The sequence below is a fragment of the Mucilaginibacter ginkgonis genome (genome assembly GCF_009754905.2).
GTDB classification, from domain to species: Bacteria; Bacteroidota; Bacteroidia; order Sphingobacteriales; family Sphingobacteriaceae; genus Mucilaginibacter; species Mucilaginibacter ginkgonis.
Genome location: NZ_CP066775.1, coordinates 684688 through 705772 on the forward strand (window position 1 = coordinate 684688; position 21085 = coordinate 705772).

The window sequence follows — 21085 nt, forward strand, 5'->3', positions numbered from 1 at the left end:
TTAAGAGTTGTTAGATGTGTTGGAAGTTTCGACAGTTGTTTTCAGTTTATTCGGATTGAGCCAGTTGTCTACCTTATCATACAGAAGCTGGAAGAGAGTACGGCGGGTTACGTAAAAGTTAGCTTGTAAACTCATCCCTTTTTTTAGCCGGCCCACATACCCGTTCTTAAGTTTTAGCTTATCATCATCCAGTTTGCATCTTACCTTAAAATAGGGCGGCTGACCTTCAACCACATAAATATCGTTAGAGATAGAGGTTACCTTACCCGACAGCATTCCCCATTGATTGTAATTGTAGGCATCGATCTGAAAGTTGGTTTTAGTGTCTGATCTTAAAAGGCCAATGTCTTTAGGCAAAACATACACCTCGGCAATAAGGCCGGTCTCCGGCGATATTTCGGCCACAATTTCGTTGGCGGCGATCACGCTGCCCGGCTCAATACCTTTGACATTTTGTAGCGTACCTGAAACGGGCGCCCTTAAAGTATAGTAATCTTTCTCTTCTTTTACCGACTGACCGGTCGACTGGATATCGCGCATTTTAACATTCAGATCATTTAAGGCAGCCTGCCATTTAGTGCCCTGCCCGTCAATCACCAATTGCCGGTCATTTAGCGCGTTGCGATAAGTAAGGTTGGCATTGTCATACTCGGCGGCTGATACCGCGCGGGTTTTTAAAAGGTAACTGTACCGGTTGTAGTTCTTCTGGGCTACATCAAGCACAGAACCTGCATTGCGTAATTGCTGCAAGAACAGCACATATTGCTGGCTATACAACTCTGATTTTAAGTTTAAATGTTGCGACCAGTTTTTTGACTTTATAAGTTGCGTAAGTGACTGAAGATCGGCCAGCTGAGCCTTATATTCTTCTTCCTGGTTGGTTACAACCAGGCTTTTCTGGGCAATAGCATCGGCTTTAAGTACCACCAGGACCTGACCCTTTTTAACGTGCATATTTTCTTTAAGAAAACTGGAATCAACTTTGGCAGATACCAAAGTTTTTACCTCATTATGCTCAAAAGGTGATTTTATAACTCCCGCGCTTTTTATATTGACGTTTATCTTGATAAAAAACATGGAAAATAACGCCAACAGGGTAAATCCCAAAACTATGCGGTATATGAGCGTAGTGCTGGGGTCATACTTATGGAAATGATATTCCGTTGTGAGCGCCATAAAATCGGCCGGGAATAGTTCTGCGTCTGTTTTTTCCATCGTTATTAGTGTGTTTTGTTACAACCGTTTTTGCCCAAAAATGTGTGTTTACAAAAAATGGGATGCAAAAAGTCATCCCATTCTTATCTATATGTTGTGTTGCTGTTAGTCTGTGTTCAGGTTCAGTATGTCAAGGTTTACATGAGTATCCTTGCCAATTTCTGTTGTAGAGCTGTAGCTTTTGTCGCCCTGGCTCCACTGATAGTTAAGGGTCAGGATAGATCCTGTGCCTAAATCAATTCCAACGCCGCTAGACATCGCGTCGTTACTACCGCCGTTGATCTCTGTTAATTCTTGTGAATTTAGTTTGCGCGCTTTCATAGTATTATATTTAAAAAGCAACGGAGGCGATGCCCCCGTTGCTTACTTTAATTATTGTGTTACTTTTTTGGCAATGCCTGCTGCATCTAAATTGATGCCGTTGCCAATAGAAGTTGATGATGAATTGCTTTCATCGCCATCCTGGCTTGAGTTAGAGCTTGACAACAAGTTGTCGATGCCTAATGATCCGCCCAATGCGCTATCGCTTGATGAGTCGTTACCTCCTAACAGTGATCCACCGTTAGTTTCTTTAGCCTCTTCCTGGCTTAATTTTTTAGTTTCCATGGTAGTATAATTTTAGTTTACAATTTTGCCTACTCTGTTTCAGGTTTTCGGCGTGGCCTGTTTTACTTTATTAATTACTGGTTAATTTGCTGGTAATGCTTGACAGGTTTGCACCAATGCCGTTACCTACAGAAGTTGATGATGAGCTGCTTTCGTCGCCGTCCTGGCTTGAGCTTGATGTTGACAACAGGTTACCGATACCTACAGAACCGCCCAATGCGCTTTGGCTTGATGAATCATCGCCACCTAAAATTGAACCGCCGTTTGTTTCTTTTAACTCTTTCTCGCTTAATTTTTGAGTTTTCATGGTAGAAAATTTATTTGTTATGTGCATACTCTGTAAGGTTTTCTGCGTCCCCTGTTTTGTTGCTAAAAAAAGCGGCGGCATTTTGCCGCCGCGATGCTAATTGTTTAATTAGCTGGTTACTTTGTTGAAGATACCAGCTAAGTCTAAACTGATACCGTTACCTACTGAAGTTGATGATGAGTTGCTCTCGTCACCGTCCTGGCTTGAGTTTGATGTAGACAATAAATTGCCTATCGACAATGCCCCGCCAAAAGCGTTTTGACTTGATGAATCATTTCCACCGAAAAGGCTACCGCCGTTTACAGCTTTCAATTCTTGCTCATTCAATTCTTGCATTTTCATGGTATTCATTATTAGTTTCGCCTACTCTGTTTGTAAGGTTTTCGGCAACTCCTTATTATTTAACCTGATAAATATTTTCTATCAAGTTAACATTGCCAACATAACCGAAACCGTGCCATAAAAATTTAACCTTTGTTTTAATTTAAAACCCTGATGTGTAACATACAACTTTACGCTATGCGAAACTTGAAACCGAACATGGCGGGATTTCGTGTCAAAAATTAGAATGTTGGTTTCGACGCAATGAGGCTATCAAGGCGCGCAGAAAACTTGAAGACTTTTGTTAAAGAAAATTCAATAATTAATTCTTAAACGGAGTGAAAAATCTGTATCTCATGTTAAGCAACCCTTGTGAGGATAGTTAAATACACATCTAAGAATGTTTGGTGAACAAAAGATAAAGGTAAAGTCCAAGATAATGTACAGGCTTGCGAGCTTGCGAGGATGCACTTTACTGCTCCACCTTACTTAATTATATAGACTTTCAGATACCGGAATACGTTTTAGAAAAATGTATAAAATTATCACAGCGTTTTAGCGATTTTTTATTTCCTTAGTGTGCAGGCAGGAAACTGCCGCATCACCAATACAATCTATGAGAATCCTGAGAAATACTTTTTTGCTTGCTGCAGCAGTAACGCTGGCAATAACCGTATCAGCACAAACAAAACCAACAGCAGTATGGCCGGCCGCTAAGGCAAACGCCTGGTACGCTAAATACAAGTGGATGAGCGGCAGCGATTTCATTCCCAGCACAGCCATCAACCAGTTAGAGATGTGGCAGGCCGCAACCTTTGATCCGCAAACCATTGACCGCGAGTTAGGCTGGGCCGAAGGCATTGGCTTTAATACCATGCGTGTGTTTTTGCACAGTGTGGCTTATACCGAAGATCCTAAAGGATTTAAAGATCGCGTGGGCAAATACCTGGCCATTGCTGATAAGCACCACATTAAAACCATTTTCGTTTTTTTTTGATGATTGCTGGAACAATGACCCGAAGCCTGGTATACAGCCCGCGCCCAAGACAGGTATCCATAATTCGGGCTGGGTGCAAGACCCGGGTACGCATGTGAACTTGCCGGCACACTATCCTGTATTAGAAAGATATGTAAAGGATGTGGTTGCCACTTTCGCGCATGACAAGCGCATACTGCTTTGGGACCTGTACAATGAGCCGGGCAATTCAAACAAAAAGGAGTCTTCTTTGCCCTTGCTGGCAAAAACCTTTGAGTGGGCAAGATCTTCACACCCGGACCAGCCGCTATCTGCAGGGTTATGGGATTGGAGTTTTGAGAAGCTAAACGCCTTCCAGGTCGCCAATTCAGACGTTATTACTTATCATGATTATGAAGAGCCAAACTGGCACCTGCGTGTTATACAAATGCTTAAGGCAAACGGCAAGCCGCTTATTTGCACAGAATATATGGCACGCCCGCGTGGCAGCCGTTTCGATAATGTGATGCCGATGCTTAAAGAGCAACATGTAGGCGCCATCAACTGGGGGCTTGTTGCCGGTAAAACTAATACCATGTACGCCTGGGATACTCCTATAGCAAGCGGCGAAGAGCCTAAGCTTTGGTTCCACGAAGTGTTCCGTAAAGATGGCACGCCTTACAAGCAAGAAGAAACAGACCTCATCAAAAAGTTAAACGGCGTTAAGTAAGCTGTCCGCGCAGAGTTAATGATACAGAGTTTATCCAAAATCTAAGGGCACTTTTGCCCTTATGATAAATGTTTGGAAAGCGGCTTTCGCTTTTGTTCTGGTTTTTATAAATATTCAAATTTCTTTTAGCCAGTCTGGCGGGCGCGTTAGCGGCAGGGTAGTGGACGCTGCTACAAAGGCCCCTGTCGACTACGCCACCATTAGTATATTTAAAGCAGGCGCTTCAAGCCCGTTCAATGGCATAAGTACAGACCCTAAAGGGATGTTTGTGTTAACAGGTATCCCGGCCGGGATATATAAAATCACAATAGATTTTCTTGGCTTTCAAAAACGGACCGTCGATAACGTAGTGGTAACTGCCGGTGGCAATACTCAATTAGGCACTGTAGAATTGAATGCCTCTCAGACTACTCTTAATACTGTGAATGTCACTGCCAAGGCACCTATAGTCGAAAATAAAATCGATAAGATGGTGTACAACGCAGCTAATGATCTTACTGCTCAAGGAGGTGTTGCAATAGATGTTTTAAAAAAGGTACCGCAGGTAAGCGTTGATATAGATGGTAATGTAGAATTACAGGGAAACGCGAACATCAGATTTCTTATCAATGGCAAACCGTCCAGTATTTTTGGCTCAAGTTTGTCAGACGCGTTGCAATCTATTCCTGCCAGTCAGATAAAAAGTGTAGAAGTAATTACAAGTCCCGGCGCCAAGTACGATGCAACGGGTACGGGGGGCATCATAAACATTGTGCTGAAAGATAGTAAGGTACAAGGGATAAATGGTACTGTTAACCTTTCGGCCGGGACCAGGTTAGAAAATGGTTCTGCTAATCTCAATATTCGCAGCGGCAACTTTGGGGCTGGTGCTTTCTTTAGCGGTAATGAACAGTTAAATTCTACAATTTATACATCCAACAACCGTACATCCACCAATGCCGCGAATAACACCACAACAACTTTATTACAAGACGGCAGCGGCACCACCAAACGAAACGGCTATCAGAGTGGCCTCAATTTTCAATGGGATATCACCAAACATGATAACCTAACGGGATCAGTTGGATTTAATCATTTCGCCAATAGCAATACCGGTTTAACCAATCAGCAACAGTTAACAATGGGGCTGGCGGGTATCCTGTCTAACATTCAAAGTTTACGAAACTCCGCCAGTAGTTTTAGTGCGCATTCAACAGATTACAGTCTGGATTATAAAAAGACATTTAAAAAAGAAGACAGGGAGTTACAAATACTTTACTCATCCAGTTACGGGAAAAATACGTCGTTTTACCAGCAGCAACAAAGTTATTTGGGGGGCCTTTATCCAACTTCGGCATCGATAGCTAACAACCCCGGCAAAAGCAACGAGACAGATATTGCTATTGATTACACAGACCCTTTAACCAAATACCTTACCTTGGAGACGGGACTTAAAACTGTTATTGAAAATTACAGCAGCAATACAAATACCGATAGTTTATTGGCAAACGGTAATTATGGGCATAACGCCAATCAAACTTATGGTTTTAACTACAGCCGAAAAGTTTATGCCGGGTATATTTCAGGTTCGTTCTCATTATTTAATAAGGCATTAGAAGGCAAAACGGGTTTACGATATGAACGAACCAATACCAGTGCAGATTTTCCGGGCACCAATATACCCGGCTACAACACGTTCGCTCCGTCGTTTTTGCTATCTCATAAAATGAAAAATAGTCAATCGATCAAAATCGCTTATTCTTATCGTGTAGAACGGCCAGATTATGGCGACCTTAATCCGTTTTACAACATCAGCGATCCGCATAACATCAGCACGGGTAACCCAAACCTAAAACCCGAGATAGGGCACAATTATGAACTGGGTTACAGCAAGGGTTTTAATAGCGGGGCAAGTTTTACAGCATCTCTTTTTTATCGCTATAATACTCAGGATATTCAAGCATTTAGCACTTACTACGACACGCTAAGCATTGGCGGTACCAGGTACAATAATGTAACGCTAACCCAACGTTACAATATTGGTTCACAAACCGGTGTCGGTGCCAATTTGTATGGATCAGTACCGGTCGGGAAGTTCAACTTTCGCACAAATGTGCAACTAGGCGTCCGCTCAAACAGCACACAAGGTTTGGCTACTGTTAGCGGTTTTACTTACAGAATAAATTTAAATGCCAGCTATGAATTTCCTAAAAACCTTATAGCAGAAGTGTTTGGTAATTACAATTCGAGCCAGAAGAATATACAAGGCACACGCCCGGGTTTTGGTTTTTACAGCATTGCCGTGCGGAAACAATTTTGGAATAAGATGGCTAGTGTTGGGCTAACCACCGCGACACCTTTTTCAGAATTTGTTAATCAAACGTCCACCACTTATGGGTCTAATTTTTACCAGAGTAATTTACGCCGGGTTCCATTCCGGTCGTTCGGCATCAGCTTGAGTTACAAGTTTGGCAAATTGGAATTCAAGAAAGGGAAAGATGAAAATGGCCAAATGTCTGTACCGGATCCCGGCAACTAAGACAACAATTATGTGGTTCAAATAATTGTTGTCACTCTAGACCTTTATATTTGCCAAATATGAATAGCGTAAAAATTGGTTGGGCCGGCCTGGGCAACATGGGTACGCCAATGGTTAAAAATCTATTGAATGCGGGTTTCAGTGTCGAGGTGTTTAACCGCTCCCGCGACAAAGAACATGAGGCCATTGAAGCCGGTGCGCAATCCGCGGCTGATCTGCGAGTATTGGCTGAGGATAACGATATAATTTTTGTAATGGTGTCTGACGATGCCGCTGTTAAGGATATTTTCAATTCCGACACGGGCTTGCTGAGTGGTGAGGTCTCAGGTAAGTTGTTTATTAACGTCAGCACGGTTTCGCCCGATACCTCAAAGTTATTAGATGAATGGTGCTGCAATAAAGGCGCGGCATTTTTAGAAGCGCCGGTATCGGGTAGCGTAAAGCCTGCGCAGGATGCCACGCTTATATTTATGATTGGCGGTGATGCCGCGGACTTTGAACGGGCTAAACCCGTTTTGGAAAGATTAGGCAAACTTCACGTTCATGTCGGCGCGGCAGGGACCGGCAGCGCGGCTAAACTAGCGATAAATTATCTGTTAGGCTTAAACCTGCAAGGCCTGGCAGAAACAGTATTGTTCGCTAACGCGAACGGTGTAAAAACCGAAGATATGCTCACCATTGTGAATGAGGGCGCCATTGGCAATGGTATCACCAAACTGAAATCGGCATCGATATTAAGCAATAATTTCCCCGCTGCATTTGCTTTAAAGCATTTGGCTAAAGACGTTCGCTTAGCCACAGAGCAAGGCATGAATACCCCACTTTCAAAGCCGCTATATGAGTCATTTACACAAGCTCGCGATAGCGGTCTTGGCGACGAGGATGTGATGGCTATTATAAAATATCTGCAACGCTAATTCGCCAAGGTTTAAATTATTTCTGCAGCTTACAAACCCATTCGCCGGGTTACTGTTAATTTTTACAAGCGCGAACAAACGCTTAAAAAACGTAGGCAGTATGGATACCAGAAACATAAAAAAGGCAGCAAGGATTTTGTTGGGTGCGAACCTCGTTTTCGCGGGAATAGGTCACCTTACCTTTGTAAGGCGGGAGTTTCGCGCGCAGGTGCCTAACTGGGTGCCGCTTAAAAAAGATGATACTGTCGTTTACTCAGGTATCGCCGAGATCGCCTTGGGTGCTGCATTGGTATTTACGCCAGAAAAATATGAAGATGCCGTAGGCAAAGTAGCCGCCGGATTTTTTACCGCGGTATTCCCCGGTAATGTGGCACAATACACAGAAAGGCGCAGCGCTTTCGGTTTAAATACCGATGGTAAAAGATTGGGCAGGCTGTTCTTTCAACCCCTGTTGGTGTACTGGGCGCTTGCCAGCACAAGCAAATAATTATTTCTCTTCGGAATGCTTTTTAAAATGCAGGCGCGCTTGCTTTAAGCCGGTGGCTATGGCTTCGCCTTCATTACCTGTAGTTTTTAAAACTTCATTAGCGATCTCCACAGCTTTGTCGCGAATCTTTTTGGGCTGATTCTTATAACTGGGTGGGTAAGTTCCGTTGTACCAGGGCATAGTTGGCGTTTATGTAATAAACACACGATCACCTATAATTGTTGCCCTAATATTGCGGGTGTAACATGTGACAATTTTCTTACGAATACTTACTTATTGGTATCTGACAGACATTTGTCAGTGTTGTAATAAGTTGAGTTTCAACCATGCATAATTATGTCAGTGTTTCAGTTTTACAATAATTACTGACTTGTCCTGAAATAAGTTTACAGAAAAGTAGAGGAACAAGATGGACAAATGGAAAGCGGAGCGTATCATACATGAGCGTGAGATCATGGGTAAGAGTTTGCGTACCTTAGCAAAAAAGTACGGCGTATCACCCACAACTATTTCCCGCATAGTGAACAAGGACAAGTTAAACGAAAAGGCATTGAGAAGTTCGAAGAAGACAGTTCTTCCCGATGATGTGTCTTTATTGAAAGCGATGTTACGGACAGAGCAGCTAAAGAATGAGCTGCTGAATAACATCATAGATATAGCAGATAAGGAGCTGGGTACCAACATCAGAAAAAAGTCTGGCACCAGGCAGTCGGAGTAAGCATGCAAAAACGCAGCCGCGGGCTGCGCGAGTTATGCAGACTGCTTGGTTACAGTTCACAAGCCTATTACCAGCATCACCGGTCCACAGAAATGCGGACTTTTAAACAAGAAGAAATCATTCAGCAAGTAATGGCACACCGTCGCCGCCAGCCGCGGCTGGGTGCAAGGAAACTGCTTGAACTGATACGGCCCGGCATAGGGCGGGATGCATTCTTTGAGCTTTTGAGAGAAAACGGCTTGCTGGTGCGCAGGAAAATATACCGTACGCGTACCACCTTTTCCTGCCACCGCTTTAAGAAATACCCCGACCTGACGGGCGGCCTGGTGCCTGCAGCGCCGGGGCGGCTGTGGGTGAGCGATATCACTTACATCCGCGTGGGGCAGGGCTTTGCTTACCTGAGCCTGGTCACGGATGCTTACAGCCGAAAGATCATTGGCTTCTGTCTGAGCCATGATCTTTCTACCGGCAGCTGCCTTACAGCACTTGAAATGGCCTTATCACAAAAGCAACCCGACACCCCGCTGATCCATCATTCGGATCGCGGCACGCAATATTGCAGCGGTACCTATACAGCACTTTTGATCAAAGAAGGCATTGGTATCAGTATGACCCAAAGCGGGAACCCGCGTGATAATGCCATTGCAGAACGTGTAAACGGTATACTTAAACTTGAACTGTTAAATGAGGCTTACAAAAACCTGAGCGGTGCAACACGTGCGGTACGCAGCGCTATAAATACTTACAACAACTTAAGGCCGCACAGCAGTATAGATATGATGACACCACAGGCAGCACACCGGGAATCCGGACCCCTCAGGCGGCGATGGCGAAACTATTATCCCAATCATCAACAAATAACAGAGCAAGTGTAAACCCCTTTAAGGACTAAAATAAAAAGTGTAAATTCAATTCAGTATTAACAATTAAAAGTGTCAACTTTTTTTAGGACAGGTCATACTCAAAAACTGTCACACATTGTCACAGGGTGTTACACCGGCAAATTCATGTCACCGCCAAATTTGAATTGATCGCATTGCCTTTATTAAAACCTTTTTTGTTCGGCGACATTTCATTTAAAACGCATACAATGGAAACCGAAGAAAAAGAAACCATTTACAAAGAATTTAAGGATGCCGTAAACATGACAGCTGCTGCCCTGGAGAAATGGCTTAAAACAGATGAGTCTAAAAAAGTGGGTTGGGACAGCGGCGACGGCGAATCTATCGGCCACAAATCGGGGGAGCACATCGTACAAATTCTAAAGAAAAAGAAGGCTGATCTGACAGGGCCCGATTATAAGCACATGCAAAAGGTCCATGGGTATATTAAGCGCCATATGGCCCAAAAGCCAAAAGAGCCTAAGGATTCAAACTGGGATTACTCGCTAAAAAACTGGGGCCATGATTATTCTAAAAAGTAACTGTGTATTAATCATCTCAGTTGTAATTATCAGCAATATATTTTACTTGTAATTAAAACAATTGTGTTTAAAGTTGTTTTTCAAGGTGTTAATCATTACAAAAAACATCTTTATGAAAAATTCAATTCAGGAATCCCGTCGCAATTTTTTGGCGACAGGAATTAAAGGGACAGCAATTTTAGGTGCTGGTGCTTTATTTGGCGGAGCAGCAATTTTACCACTGCAAAGCTTAGCGCAATCCTCATCAGATGCAGAGTATCGCAACAAGATCGCGGCGATAGGCACCACTTCTTTGCAAACCAGCAAATTGGCGTTGACCAAGGCATCAAACCCTATGGTAAAAATGTTCGCCAAGTTTGAGGCTGCCGAGCAGGAAGCTATGGGCGGTATTTTAAAAGACATGGGGACTACTGTACCTTCGCCTAAACCTGCCGACGCGGAATTGCTACCTATGTTACAAAGGTTAAACGGTAAAGCTTTTGACAAAGCATACATAAGCGGGCAGATCAAAGGCCACCAGAACTTAAAAATGGCTGTAACCGCTTATCATAATGCAACTGCCGATATCAACGCTAAGCACATTACCAGCCTGGCGTTAGCAACCATTAATGAGCATATAGAACTAACACAAGATCTGCTTAAACGACTAGGATAACAAAAAAGGCCGCCGGAAGGGCGGCCTTTTTTATTTAATAACTGTAGCCTCGAATTCAATTTTCAACTCCGGAAACGCCAGCGCTTTTACCTCTAAGAGTGTCGAGGTTGGTACGCTGCCATGTTTTTGCAGCCAACCTGCTAAGGTGCCCCACGCAGCAAACGTTTCGGGGATAGACGTTGTGTAGATATTCAAACGGACCAGGTTTTTAATCTCGTATCCGGCTTTTTCTATTACCGTCTTCAGGTTATCCAGACTTAGTGCGATCTGTTCTTCCATGGTTCCGTTAAAAGGTTGACCATCTGCAGTCATAGCGGTTTGGCCGGAGCAGTACAGCGTGCCTTCACTTTGTTTAACTTCTATGGCTTGCGAATAGCCAAAATTATCTTGCCAGGCCCAGGGGCTGATTTTGTTTAATTCCATTGTGATTTTTTTTAATCAAGACCACCATTTTCAACAACGCGTTACGCATAACCCTGATTTTTTTTGAAACAAACATGTTACAACATTTAGTTGTAGTTTTTGCGGTACTACAGGATTAAAAACAACGTTTATGATATTAAAAAGCCCGTTTTACAGGCGGTTGAATTGAATATCAGTTAGGTGTCATGTTGACACGATGTGGTTGATATTTTTATGATTTTTAAAGAATTTTGCTGCCTGTAAGCGTCGGATTACATCTACTAGCGTACTATAATGCAAGAATTGTCTATCCTGTCTGATCATGAATTGATCACGTTGCTAAAGCAAGACAGACGTAGTGCGTTTCAGGAACTTTACAACAGATATTGGCGCACATTATACAATGATGCCTACAAGCGTTTGAAAGACAAGCAACTGTGCGAAGAGGTGGTGCAAGAAGTATTCATTAATCTTTGGCAAAAACGCGAAGGCATACAGATCAATAGCACGGTAGGCGGTTACCTGCACACCGCGGTAAGCAACCTGGTTATCGATTTCTTTCGTAAAGACTCGGTGCGGGCCCGTTACCGCGAACACTACAAATTATTTAACAGTGAGGTAGATGATACCACCCAGACTGAGATCGATTTAAGGGAGCTCTCTCAAACTATTGCTGCCGAAGTAAGCCGCCTGCCCGATAAATGCCGCTCTGTGTATGAACTTAGTCGCAAGGAGCACAAGTCGAACAAAGAAATAGCGCGGGAACTGAGTATATCTGAAAAAACTGTCGAAAATCATATCACCAACGCCCTCAGGAAGTTACGGCTAAGCCTTGGCCATTACTTACTGCTCATATTGCTGCTGGTTGTGCAGTAGGAAAAAAAGTTAAAAAAGTTTTAGGGGTAAGGGCGTTTCGTACGTCATCAATTATTATAACCGAAATTATTTTCTTTTCATGAAGAAACTCTTACCCGTTGCTGTACTGGAAAAGTATGTTAATGGCACTTGTACCGACGCGGAACGCGTATTGGTAGAAGAGTGGTATGCTTCTTTTGAAAACGAACCCGATGCAGACCTCAACACCGGTGAGGTTATAGATGCGCGATCGCGCATCTATCAGAATATTTTAAATAGCGCAGATCTTAAAAGGCAAACGCCGGTACGATCTCTTTCTCTAAAGAAATGGTATGGCTGGGCTGCTGCTGCCTCTGTGGTTCTGGCATTAGGCGTTACTTTGCTTGCCCATGTGTTGCGCACAAAAAATGGCACAGTGGCGGTCGCTAAGACAAATACAGTTGAGAATAAAACCGGGCAAATACTTAGAACTGCATTACCAGACGGGAGTGTTGTCTGGCTCGAGCCGCATGCACAGATCAGCTACCCTAAGCAATTTTCTGATGCGTCGAGAAATATTTCTATGAAAGGCGAATGCTTTTTCGAGGTGACCAAAAACCCAATACGGCCGTTCATCATCAGCAGCAGGCACATTGTAACCAAGGTTTGGGGTACCAGCTTTTTGGTAAGGGATAATGAGGTTATGCCCATTGCAAATGTTTCTGTGATGACCGGTAAGGTCTCTGTAAGCATAAAGAAAAGCGAGCGAGTATTACCGAAGGTAGAAGCGGGCGAGGTAATGCTCTATCCAAACCAAAAGGTGACCTACCTGGGCGAGACTGAAACGCTGCAAACCAGGCTCAACCAGCCCGACCTTAAGATGCACATTTGGGACAGGGTTAACCTTTCTTTCACCAATAAGCAGTTAGGCGAGATCATCCCGGTGCTTAACGCGACATTTCATGTGCATATAAAGGCCAACAACACAAAGCTTACGCGCTATGTGCTTAATGCCGACATGGACGGTTTTAACCTTCCCGAAATATTAGAAACATTTAAAAAAGTGCTGAACGTGAATTACAAAATAGACGACAGCAATATTGAATTAGTTTAAACCAATACATAACCAAGAAGAATGATCTATGAGGAATAAATTACAAACGTAAATAAACTGAAAAGGTGCCCGGCACCCTATAAATGAAGAAGCTTAGAAGTATTGCGAGTACTCCTAAGCTTTAAGAAAAGCCCCATCCCGGTTAGGAATAACGCCAAAGGCGTATGGGCCTTAATTGTCTCATTTTTAACAAAGAAACATAACAAATATATGAAATATCGTTTACCATGGGCTTGCCCGTGGAGTAAAGTAATGAAGATAACAGTTAGTCAAATATTAATAGCAGCAGTAATAAGCACGGCAACATTTGCAAGCCCGCTTATGGCGCAGAATATCTTAACCAAACCGGTTACTATATCGCTGCAGAATGTTACCCTGCTTGATATTATCACATACCTGCAAAAAACAGACAACGTAAAGTTTATTTACAGCGCTAATGTGATAGACGTGAATAAACGCGTGTCTGTAAATGTGCAGGGCCGCCAGCTTGGCGACGTGTTAGACCAGGTGCTGAAAGCCAATAACATAAATTATTCTGTTTTGAAAGACAGGGTGATCTTAGAGAAGATGCCTGCCGATGCCCCAACAGCGACGAACAGTACTGTTACAACATCAAGCGCCCCGGCTTTTTTAAACGCGGCCATTACCGTAACCGGTAAGGTGACAGATGAAAGCGGGCAGCCTGTAATTGGTGCTACCATTGTTGAAAAAGGTACCACAAACGGTGTAAGCGCCGGTGTTGACGGCAGCTATAGCTTAAACGTGAGCGGCCCTGATGCTACGTTGGTGATCAGCTTCCTTGGCTATAACCCCAAAGAAGTTGTAGTAGGTGCACAAACAACCATCAACGTTACCTTAACCGCCAACGTAAGGTCGCTTAACGAGGTGGTTGTTGTTGGTTACGGTACACAAAAGAAAAGCGCTGTTACAGGCGCAATCAGCAGTGTACGCTCGTCGGACCTGCAAGACCAGCAATTAACCCGTATCGATGACGCCTTAAAAGGCCGTACATCCGGCGTTACCGTGGTGCAAAGTTCAGGCGCCCCGGGTTCTACGCCAACTGTGCGTGTACGTGGTGTAACATCGATCAATAACAGCGACCCGCTTTATGTTATAGATGGTGTTGTTGTAGACAATGGTGGTATAGACAATATCAACCCTAACGATGTTGAATCTATCGACGTATTGAAAGACGCGTCTGCTGCTATTTACGGTTCGCGCGCGTCGAACGGTGTGGTAATCGTTACAACAAAAAAAGGTGCTAAGGGCCCGGCAAAGTTAGCCTATAACGGATACATCGGCTGGCAGGGCCCCGTAAGCAAAGTTAAACTGGCGAACGCGACACAATACGCGACTCTACGCAACCAGGCTTTAACTAATGATGGTAACGCGGCGCTATTTGCAAACCCTTCGCAGTATGGTGTAGGCACCAACTGGCAAGACCAGATCTTCAGCAACAGCGCACGTATACAAAACCATAATTTAAGTATCAGCGGCGCTAATGATAATGCCAGCTACTATACCTCCTTCGGTTACCTTGATCAGCAGGGGATCGTAATGCCCGAAATTTCTAATTACAAGAAATTCAACTTTACTACTAACACCAGTTATAAAGTAAAAAAATGGCTGACCATAGGTGAGAACTTTACCTATACCTATACCCGCAGCCAAAATAACTTCAACACCAATAGCGTGTTTGGCGGCCCGTTAAGTTCTGCCCTTAACCTCGACCCGATAACGCCGGTTGTTGTAAGCGATATCAACGCACAGCCTAATGCTTCTACCTATAATAACAACGCTTCGTTGATACAGCGTAATGGCGCAGGGTTACCGTATGGCATATCAAACTATGTAGCGAACGAGATAACCAACCCGTTTGCTTATGCTGCAACACAGCAAGGCAACTATAATTATGCCACCAACTTGTTAGGCAACGCGTTTGTTGAAGTGTCGCCGGTTGCAGGTTTAAAGATCAGGTCGCAGATCAGCGCCAAGCAGGCTTACTATGGCAGCAATTCATTTACGCCGCTATACTATCTCAACGCAAACTCTACCAACCTGTCAAACACGTCGCAATACGAAGCCAATAACAGGAACTTTACCTGGAATATAGATAATACCATTACTTATACCCGCAGCTTTGGCTTGCACAACTTTACCGCGTTAATTGGTCAAAGTGCGCAGCAGGAGAGTGCATCGGGTATTGGCGGTACATTTATTGGCGAACCGATTAATACCTTCGCGCAGGCATCGCCAAACTTTACATTGGCCAACGCCAATAAAATCGCCAACGGTTTTGACAACCAGCCATACAGACTGGCATCAACCTTTGCAAGGTTAACTTACGATTACGACCAAAAGTTCCTGTTTACAGGTATCATCCGTCGCGATGGTTCATCAAAATTCGGCAGTAATAACGTATTTGGTGTATTCCCTTCTGCAGAGGTGGGTTATGTGATCACCCGCGAAAACTTTTTTCCGAAAGATACTTTTGTTGACTTCCTGAAGATCCGTGGTTCGTACGGCGTGGTAGGTAACGAAATGTCTTTATCGCCATTCCAGTTCACCTCAACCATCGGCAGCGGCCGTAACTATGTTTTCGGCCAGGATAACCTCATCATTGGTTACAGCCCTAACGCGCCATCAAACCCCGACTTGAAATGGGAAGAAACACGCACTGCCGATATCGGTATCGACGCTACCTTATTAAACAATCTGACAGTTACAGTTGATATCTATCGCAAGCTTACCAAAGGCATGCTGCAAGCTGTGCAATTGCCGGCTTACGCGGGTTTTGCAGGCCAGCCGTATGCCAACATCGGCGATATGGAAAACAAAGGAATAGAGTTAGACCTGGGCTACCGCAACAAGATAGGCGAGTTTAGCTACTCTATGAACGGTAACATTTCATACAACCGTAACCGTGTTACCTACCTGGGTACACAGATCAACTTCTTAACAGTCGGCTCTGTACAAAATGCCAACTACGAGATCGGCCGTACAGCGGTAGGTCAGCCGGTTGGCGCGTTCTATGGTTTCGAAAACCAGGGCGTGTTCCATTCTCAGGCAGAGATAAACGGGTACACCAACGCGAATGGCGGATTGATTCAGCCTAACGCTAAACCGGGAGATTTTAAATGGACCGATATAAACGGCGACGGTAAAATTGACGCGAGCGACCGTAAATTTTTGGGTAACCCGCTGCCAACATTTACTTATGGCTTCAACTTTAACGGCAGCTATAAAAACTTCGACATGAGGTTATTTGGCCAGGGAGTTTGGGGTAATAAAATTTACCAGGCTTACCGCCGTTTAGACCTTGTAGCTGCAAACTATCCTATCGAAGCGCTTAATTCATGGACAGCAAGCAACCCGCAAAGCAATTATCCGCGCTTAACAGACGCCGATCCTAACAGCAACTTCCGTAACCCGTCAAACTTCTACTTACAAAGCGGTGCATACTTCCGTATTAAAACGCTGCAATTTGGTTACACCTTGCCAAAGGCGTTCCTTAATAAAATTGACGTGAACAAAGTGCGCGTGTTTGTGAGCAGCAACAACCTGGCAACCATCACCAAATACAAAGGTTACGATCCCGAAATTCAGGGTGGTATAGACATGGGTATCTACCCGCAGTCGCGCACGTTTATGGTTGGTATGGACATCACTTTATAATAATTAAGACCTAAGAAAATGAACAGAAAATATATAAAATATACTGCCTTTGGCATTTTAGGAGCCATAGGCATTAGTGTTTCATCTTGTAAAAAATCTTTCCTCGAGCTACAGCCACAGGGCGAGTTCCTGGAGTCTAACTATTACTCAAATCCGGCAGAGGCGCTTACCGCCGTTGTTGCCGCTTATGACCCGCTGGTTACAGAAACAGGTGGTATAGACAACACCTACTCTGACCCGCTTGGCCCGTTGAACTCAGCATCTGATGATACATTCGCTGGTGGTGGCAGCTCGTCAGACGTACCACAATGGCAGGCAATAAACAATTACACCATGACACCGGCATTGGGCCCGCAGGGTGGCTTCTGGGGTATCAACTTCCAGGGCGTAAACCGTGCAGACGTGCTGCTTGCAAAATTACCGCAGGTGCCCGGACTAAGTGCAGATCTGCTGAAACGTTACACCGCCGAAGGGCAATTTTTGCGTGCACACTATTATTTCGACCTGGTGAGGTTATTTAAAAACGTGCCGTTGATCTTAACCCCGCTGCAAACTGCAGATGTGTACAAACAGCCGCAGGCAACACCCGAAGCGGTGTACGCGCAGATAGAAAAAGATCTGACAGACGCGATCAATGGTTTACCGACAACGGTATCAGCTACAGAAAATGGCCGTGTTACCAAGGGCGCGGCAATTGCCTTGTTAGGTAAAGTTTATTTGTACGAGAAAAAATGGACACAAGCTGCTTCAACTTTGGCGCAAGTGAACGGCACACCGGGCGGCACCAGCGGCTACGGTTATCATTTACAGGCAAATTTCGGTGCGATATTCGACCCGACAAACAAGTTTAACAGCGAGTCTATATTCGAGTTAGTTCACTCAGGCGCGCAAAGCTATACCTGGAACAACTGGGACCAATTCAAGTCTAACATCTACGTACAAATGGTTGGCCCGCGTAACTACAAAGGCCCGATCTATTATGGTGGTGGTTATGGTTTTTGCCCAATAACCCCGCAATTGGTAACCGCAATGAAAGGCGACCCGCGTTACGGTTACACCATTGCCAACATCGACAGCTTAACCAAAGCAACCGGCGGCAGCTATGACCAAAGCTACCAGGGCAGCGGTTACTACATTCAAAAGTATGCGCCGCTGTTAAAGAATATTGTTACCACCGGCCTTACAGATCTGAACTGGCCTAACGATTACATTGAGATCCGTTTGGCAGATACCTATCTGATGGAAGCAGAAGCTTTGGTTAATGGTGGCGGCGACGCGGCAAGAGCTTTAGCATTGCTAAGCGCTGTACGTGCACGTGTTAAACTGGCACCTGTAGCGGCTACACTGGCTAATATTTATAATGAGCGCAGACTGGAGTTAGCTACAGAAGGTCATCGCTGGTTCGACCTGGTACGCACAGGCCAGGCCCCAACCGTTTTAGCTTTTAAAGGCTTTAAAGCCGGCGTGAATGAAATATTGCCGATACCGTTAACAGAAACATTAAACGGCACACAAATAAAACAAAACCCTGGTTATTGATCAGGTGCCGGTTAAGCTATGCAGCAATGCGCTGCATAGCTTAATTTGAAAAGGCGCTTAGAAGTTAATGAACGGCAAACGCATCTGCATATTTATATTATTGTTATTGCCATTGGCCGCGGTGCTTACGCAATGCTTACCGCCTGATAAGGAAAAGCCCGATCCGCGCGACCAGGTTTTTGCAGGTTCGCATAAGTGCATCAATTGCCATAAAGACATCTACAACAATTACGTGCATACGGCACACTATATGTCAACCGCACCGGCAACGGCTCAAAGTATTAACGGCGATTTCTTACCGGGAAACAATACATTCCGGTTTAATAAGCAGCTGCAGGTAGTGATGGAGAAACGCGACAGTGGGTTTTACCAGGCTGCTTATTTTAACGGAAAATTACAACAAGCGCATAGGTTCGACATCGTTTTTGGCCGGACAAAGGCGCAAACATACCTGTCGTGGCGGGGCAACCGGTTGTTTCAGTTACCTGTTTCGTACTTTAACAATGTACACCGCTGGACCAACAGCCCGGGGTATGCCACAGACCATGCCGAGTTTGACAGGCCGATAACCCGCCGCTGTTTTGAATGCCACAGCTCATATATTAAAGAATTGCCTAAAACAGCCGAAGATATGCAAAGGCGCGAGGTAGATTTTGACAAGGAATCGCTCATCAACGGTATCGATTGCGAACGCTGCCACGGCCCTGCTGCCAACCACGTGAATTATCACACGCAGTTTCCGCAGGAGAAGCAGGCAAAGTACATCGTTAAGTTCGCGGCGCTAACCCGCTCACAAAAGATGGATGCCTGTGGGGTATGCCATTCGGGAGGTAAGGATGTTTTCCAGGTAACAGCTTTCAGGTTCAAAATGGGCGATAAACTGGAAAATTTTAAAGAGCCTAACTTCTTGAAACAGGATCTTAACCCTGCAACGCTTGACGTGCACGGCAACCAGGATGGGTTACTGCGTACCAGCCAATGCTTCTTAAAGAGCAATATGGATTGCAGCAGCTGCCACGATGCCCATAAAAATGACATCGGCAATACGCTTGTCTATTCGCAACGGTGCATGGCTTGTCATAAAGATGTGCAGCACAAATTCAACGGCAGGCTTGTAAATGAGGGGATCCTCGGCAAAAATTGCATCGATTGCCACATGCCGCAAAAGCCATCAAACGTGATCGCTGTCGAGGCGTCGGGCGGTAAAAAGGTTGTGCCTTATATGGTGCGTACACACCACATTGCGGTTTATCCGCAGGAGACAGATAAAGTAATTGCTTACCTAAGTAAACAATATAAACAAGGGAACTAAGGGCGGGTGAGAGCGCCCTTGGCAAGATCAGGTAACATAAGATCTGATTTTTTAGTTGAGTTATCATTTAATTGATGACATAGCGTTGCGGGGTGAGAGCCGCAGCGCTTTTTTTATGCCATATTGCTGCACTATGCCGTTGTCATTTCCCTGGTAGTTTCTTGGTCTTGGGCCGAAGAACGGTCATGGCGATGGGGGTGGCGATGCTATGGCGATTAATTAGGATTTATGGCGTTTAAGTTATTTTTAGCGCTTAAACTCACACGGCTGTTTTGTTAAGTACCTGAATATAAGATTATTATAAAAAGCACCCTCTTTAATAATCGCGTGCCCCCCTGGCGACGGCCACCCCTGTCTTTTTTAACCACAGATGAGTTTAGCATCGTTGTAAATTATTGATAGCATACGTTTTACCGAATGGATTTTTGACGGGTTCTAAACGATTTTGATAGTGTATAAATTACACTAAGATGAAAAATCTCTTGAATACTGTACTTACCTTTGCACCATCAAAAAGGACAGGGTTTCAACACGTTCAAAATTGATTAAATACCATGCCGATCCTGTACCATTTTGAGGCCGTACAAGGCGTACGACCAAAATGTGTCACAATAATTTATAACAAAATGAAAAGTAAATTTTTAACCATCATCACAGTATTAATTGCATTAATTTCTACTTCTACCGCATTCGGTAACAATGCGTCAACCGTTTTAAAGGAAACTGGTGCCATCAATAAAATTGAAGTGCGCGGCAACGTAGACCTTTACGTTTCTGACGCTACATCAGACCAGATCAAAGTGTACAATAAGTACTATGCAGAAAACGCATTGGTACAAAATAAGAATGGTTTACTGCGCATCACGTCTTACAACAATGAGAAATTGGTTGTTTGGGTAAGCGCTACAGACCTGCGTTCAATTACTGCTTATGACAATGCCACTGTTAATTCTTTCGGCAACCTATCTAAAATTGAATTTAATGTAGAGCTGCATAACCGTGCTCAAGCTAATTTAAATTTAGAAACATTTGCAGCCACGCTAACCGTTAAAGACAGTGCAAAGGCAAACATCAAAGGTACAGCACAACAAATGGTATTGAACCGCGATTTAAGTTCTACCGTTAACAGCACCGCGTTTGTTGCAACTCACCTGTATGACAATAAACCGTCGTTCACAATGGTCGCAGATACGCGAATTACAGATATGTAATCTTTCACACACGCAATAGAGAAGCCATCCTGCAAAATCAGGATGGCTTTTTTGTTTGCTTCAGTTTTCACATCTCCGGGGCGTTTGCACCTTTAACTTAAAAGCAATGTGGTAAATACCTAAAGCAAGCGGTTTAAAAACTGTCC

At 44.2% G+C, this 21085-nt stretch carries 22 protein-coding genes; 15 read left to right on the plus strand and 7 right to left on the minus strand.

The features are described from left to right. From GO620_RS03085 to GO620_RS03105, 5 genes are all read right to left on the minus strand, one after another. Positions 1 to 1215: an HlyD family secretion protein gene (locus tag GO620_RS03085; RefSeq protein WP_157522041.1), complete on the minus strand. Its 1215-nt coding sequence runs from the start codon at positions 1213 to 1215 to the stop codon at positions 1 to 3. Positions 1216 to 1320: 105 nt separating this feature from the next. Next, a complete protein-coding gene (locus GO620_RS03090; protein WP_157522038.1) occupies positions 1321 to 1536 on the minus strand; it encodes a hypothetical protein in 216 nt (71 codons plus the stop codon). Positions 1537 to 1587: 51 nt separating this feature from the next. Further along, complete coding sequence (locus GO620_RS03095; protein WP_157522035.1) at positions 1588 to 1821, minus strand: hypothetical protein; 234 nt, start codon at positions 1819 to 1821, stop codon at positions 1588 to 1590. A 70-nt stretch (positions 1822 to 1891) separates the two neighbouring features. After that, positions 1892 to 2128, minus strand: a complete 237-nt coding sequence (locus tag GO620_RS03100) for a hypothetical protein (RefSeq protein WP_157522032.1) — start codon at positions 2126 to 2128, stop codon at positions 1892 to 1894. Positions 2129 to 2236: 108 nt separating this feature from the next. Beyond that, a complete protein-coding gene (locus tag GO620_RS03105) occupies positions 2237 to 2470 on the minus strand; it encodes a bacteriocin (protein WP_157522029.1) in 234 nt (77 codons plus the stop codon). Positions 2471 to 3065: 595 nt separating this feature from the next. Between GO620_RS03105 and GO620_RS17175 the strand changes: the two genes are divergently transcribed. From GO620_RS17175 to GO620_RS03125, 5 genes are all read left to right on the plus strand, one after another. Then, complete coding sequence (locus tag GO620_RS17175) at positions 3066 to 3446, plus strand: hypothetical protein (protein ID WP_244139454.1); 381 nt, start codon at positions 3066 to 3068, stop codon at positions 3444 to 3446. Continuing rightward, positions 3403 to 4134, plus strand: a complete 732-nt coding sequence (locus GO620_RS03110) for a glycoside hydrolase 5 family protein (protein ID WP_244139455.1) — start codon at positions 3403 to 3405, stop codon at positions 4132 to 4134. Before GO620_RS17175 ends, GO620_RS03110 begins: the two co-directional genes overlap by 44 nt. 61 nt (positions 4135 to 4195) lie before the next feature. Continuing rightward, on the plus strand, positions 4196 to 6652 hold the full coding sequence (locus GO620_RS03115; protein WP_157522023.1) for a TonB-dependent receptor: 2457 nt from the start codon (positions 4196 to 4198) through the stop codon (positions 6650 to 6652). Positions 6653 to 6711: 59 nt separating this feature from the next. After that, positions 6712 to 7569 carry an NAD(P)-dependent oxidoreductase gene (locus GO620_RS03120; RefSeq protein WP_157522020.1) on the plus strand — a complete coding sequence of 286 codons (858 nt, stop codon included), beginning with the start codon at positions 6712 to 6714 and terminating at the stop codon, positions 7567 to 7569. A 100-nt stretch (positions 7570 to 7669) separates the two neighbouring features. Beyond that, the gene (locus GO620_RS03125; RefSeq protein ID WP_157522017.1) at positions 7670 to 8056 is read left to right on the plus strand and encodes a DoxX family protein; all 387 of its coding nucleotides are present in this window, start codon (positions 7670 to 7672) and stop codon (positions 8054 to 8056) included. Here the strand turns inward: GO620_RS03125 and GO620_RS03130 are convergent, their stop codons facing one another. Continuing rightward, positions 8057 to 8236 (minus strand): DUF2188 domain-containing protein, encoded by a 180-nt coding sequence (locus GO620_RS03130; RefSeq protein ID WP_157522014.1) that lies wholly within the window; start codon positions 8234 to 8236, stop codon positions 8057 to 8059. It lies immediately after the preceding gene. 229 nt (positions 8237 to 8465) lie between these two features. On the opposite strand from GO620_RS03130, the gene GO620_RS03135 reads away from it, so the two are divergent. The 4 genes from GO620_RS03135 (at position 8466) to GO620_RS03150 (ending at position 10852) form a co-directional block, all read left to right on the plus strand. Then, positions 8466 to 8774: a helix-turn-helix domain-containing protein gene (locus tag GO620_RS03135; RefSeq protein ID WP_200229806.1), complete on the plus strand. Its 309-nt coding sequence runs from the start codon at positions 8466 to 8468 to the stop codon at positions 8772 to 8774. A gap of 2 nt (positions 8775 to 8776) precedes the next feature. Then, positions 8777 to 9649 (plus strand): IS3 family transposase, encoded by an 873-nt coding sequence (locus GO620_RS03140; RefSeq protein ID WP_157527017.1) that lies wholly within the window; start codon positions 8777 to 8779, stop codon positions 9647 to 9649. Between the two features lie 215 nt (positions 9650 to 9864). Then, the gene (locus GO620_RS03145) at positions 9865 to 10197 is read left to right on the plus strand and encodes a DUF3140 domain-containing protein (RefSeq protein WP_157526289.1); all 333 of its coding nucleotides are present in this window, start codon (positions 9865 to 9867) and stop codon (positions 10195 to 10197) included. Positions 10198 to 10309: 112 nt separating this feature from the next. Then, complete coding sequence (locus GO620_RS03150) at positions 10310 to 10852, plus strand: DUF4142 domain-containing protein (protein WP_157526290.1); 543 nt, start codon at positions 10310 to 10312, stop codon at positions 10850 to 10852. Between the two features lie 30 nt (positions 10853 to 10882). On the opposite strand, the gene GO620_RS03155 is transcribed toward GO620_RS03150, so the two are convergent. Next, positions 10883 to 11275 carry a RidA family protein gene (locus GO620_RS03155; RefSeq protein WP_157526291.1) on the minus strand — a complete coding sequence of 131 codons (393 nt, stop codon included), beginning with the start codon at positions 11273 to 11275 and terminating at the stop codon, positions 10883 to 10885. 273 nt (positions 11276 to 11548) lie between these two features. On the opposite strand from GO620_RS03155, the gene GO620_RS03160 reads away from it, so the two are divergent. The 6 genes from GO620_RS03160 to GO620_RS03185 all read left to right on the plus strand — a co-directional run bounded on the left by GO620_RS03160 (position 11549) and on the right by GO620_RS03185 (position 20939). Continuing rightward, the gene (locus GO620_RS03160; RefSeq protein ID WP_157526292.1) at positions 11549 to 12130 is read left to right on the plus strand and encodes an RNA polymerase sigma-70 factor; all 582 of its coding nucleotides are present in this window, start codon (positions 11549 to 11551) and stop codon (positions 12128 to 12130) included. Positions 12131 to 12209: 79 nt separating this feature from the next. Further along, positions 12210 to 13202 carry a FecR family protein gene (locus GO620_RS03165; protein WP_157526293.1) on the plus strand — a complete coding sequence of 331 codons (993 nt, stop codon included), beginning with the start codon at positions 12210 to 12212 and terminating at the stop codon, positions 13200 to 13202. Positions 13203 to 13454: 252 nt separating this feature from the next. Beyond that, positions 13455 to 16877, plus strand: coding sequence for a TonB-dependent receptor (locus GO620_RS03170; protein WP_198173595.1), 3423 nt, complete (start codon positions 13455 to 13457; stop codon positions 16875 to 16877). Between the two features lie 18 nt (positions 16878 to 16895). Further along, the gene (locus tag GO620_RS03175) at positions 16896 to 18416 is read left to right on the plus strand and encodes a RagB/SusD family nutrient uptake outer membrane protein (protein WP_157526294.1); all 1521 of its coding nucleotides are present in this window, start codon (positions 16896 to 16898) and stop codon (positions 18414 to 18416) included. A gap of 67 nt (positions 18417 to 18483) precedes the next feature. Beyond that, the gene (locus GO620_RS03180; RefSeq protein ID WP_157526295.1) at positions 18484 to 19728 is read left to right on the plus strand and encodes a multiheme c-type cytochrome; all 1245 of its coding nucleotides are present in this window, start codon (positions 18484 to 18486) and stop codon (positions 19726 to 19728) included. 626 nt (positions 19729 to 20354) lie between these two features. Next, positions 20355 to 20939, plus strand: a complete 585-nt coding sequence (locus GO620_RS03185; protein WP_157526296.1) for a GIN domain-containing protein — start codon at positions 20355 to 20357, stop codon at positions 20937 to 20939. Positions 20940 to 21085: the final 146 nt, after the last annotated feature.

Coding starts and splice junctions, on each gene's coding strand:
- GO620_RS03140 (WP_157527017.1), top strand. CDS start 8,777: ATGCAAAAACGCAGCCGCGGGCTGCGCGAGTTATGCAGACTGCTTGGT.
- GO620_RS03100 (WP_157522032.1), bottom strand. CDS start 2,128: ATGAAAACTCAAAAATTAAGCGAGAAAGAGTTAAAAGAAACAAACGGC.
- GO620_RS03115 (WP_157522023.1), top strand. CDS start 4,196: ATGATAAATGTTTGGAAAGCGGCTTTCGCTTTTGTTCTGGTTTTTATA.
- GO620_RS03085 (WP_157522041.1), bottom strand. CDS start 1,215: ATGGAAAAAACAGACGCAGAACTATTCCCGGCCGATTTTATGGCGCTC.
- GO620_RS03095 (WP_157522035.1), bottom strand. CDS start 1,821: ATGGAAACTAAAAAATTAAGCCAGGAAGAGGCTAAAGAAACTAACGGT.
- GO620_RS17175 (WP_244139454.1), top strand. CDS start 3,066: ATGAGAATCCTGAGAAATACTTTTTTGCTTGCTGCAGCAGTAACGCTG.
- GO620_RS03130 (WP_157522014.1), bottom strand. CDS start 8,236: ATGCCCTGGTACAACGGAACTTACCCACCCAGTTATAAGAATCAGCCC.
- GO620_RS03180 (WP_157526295.1), top strand. CDS start 18,484: ATGAACGGCAAACGCATCTGCATATTTATATTATTGTTATTGCCATTG.
- GO620_RS03125 (WP_157522017.1), top strand. CDS start 7,670: ATGGATACCAGAAACATAAAAAAGGCAGCAAGGATTTTGTTGGGTGCG.
- GO620_RS03150 (WP_157526290.1), top strand. CDS start 10,310: ATGAAAAATTCAATTCAGGAATCCCGTCGCAATTTTTTGGCGACAGGA.
- GO620_RS03155 (WP_157526291.1), bottom strand. CDS start 11,275: ATGGAATTAAACAAAATCAGCCCCTGGGCCTGGCAAGATAATTTTGGC.
- GO620_RS03090 (WP_157522038.1), bottom strand. CDS start 1,536: ATGAAAGCGCGCAAACTAAATTCACAAGAATTAACAGAGATCAACGGC.
- GO620_RS03170 (WP_198173595.1), top strand. CDS start 13,455: ATGAAGATAACAGTTAGTCAAATATTAATAGCAGCAGTAATAAGCACG.
- GO620_RS03135 (WP_200229806.1), top strand. CDS start 8,466: ATGGACAAATGGAAAGCGGAGCGTATCATACATGAGCGTGAGATCATG.
- GO620_RS03160 (WP_157526292.1), top strand. CDS start 11,549: ATGCAAGAATTGTCTATCCTGTCTGATCATGAATTGATCACGTTGCTA.
- GO620_RS03120 (WP_157522020.1), top strand. CDS start 6,712: ATGAATAGCGTAAAAATTGGTTGGGCCGGCCTGGGCAACATGGGTACG.
- GO620_RS03165 (WP_157526293.1), top strand. CDS start 12,210: ATGAAGAAACTCTTACCCGTTGCTGTACTGGAAAAGTATGTTAATGGC.
- GO620_RS03105 (WP_157522029.1), bottom strand. CDS start 2,470: ATGAAAATGCAAGAATTGAATGAGCAAGAATTGAAAGCTGTAAACGGC.
- GO620_RS03185 (WP_157526296.1), top strand. CDS start 20,355: ATGAAAAGTAAATTTTTAACCATCATCACAGTATTAATTGCATTAATT.
- GO620_RS03175 (WP_157526294.1), top strand. CDS start 16,896: ATGAACAGAAAATATATAAAATATACTGCCTTTGGCATTTTAGGAGCC.
- GO620_RS03145 (WP_157526289.1), top strand. CDS start 9,865: ATGGAAACCGAAGAAAAAGAAACCATTTACAAAGAATTTAAGGATGCC.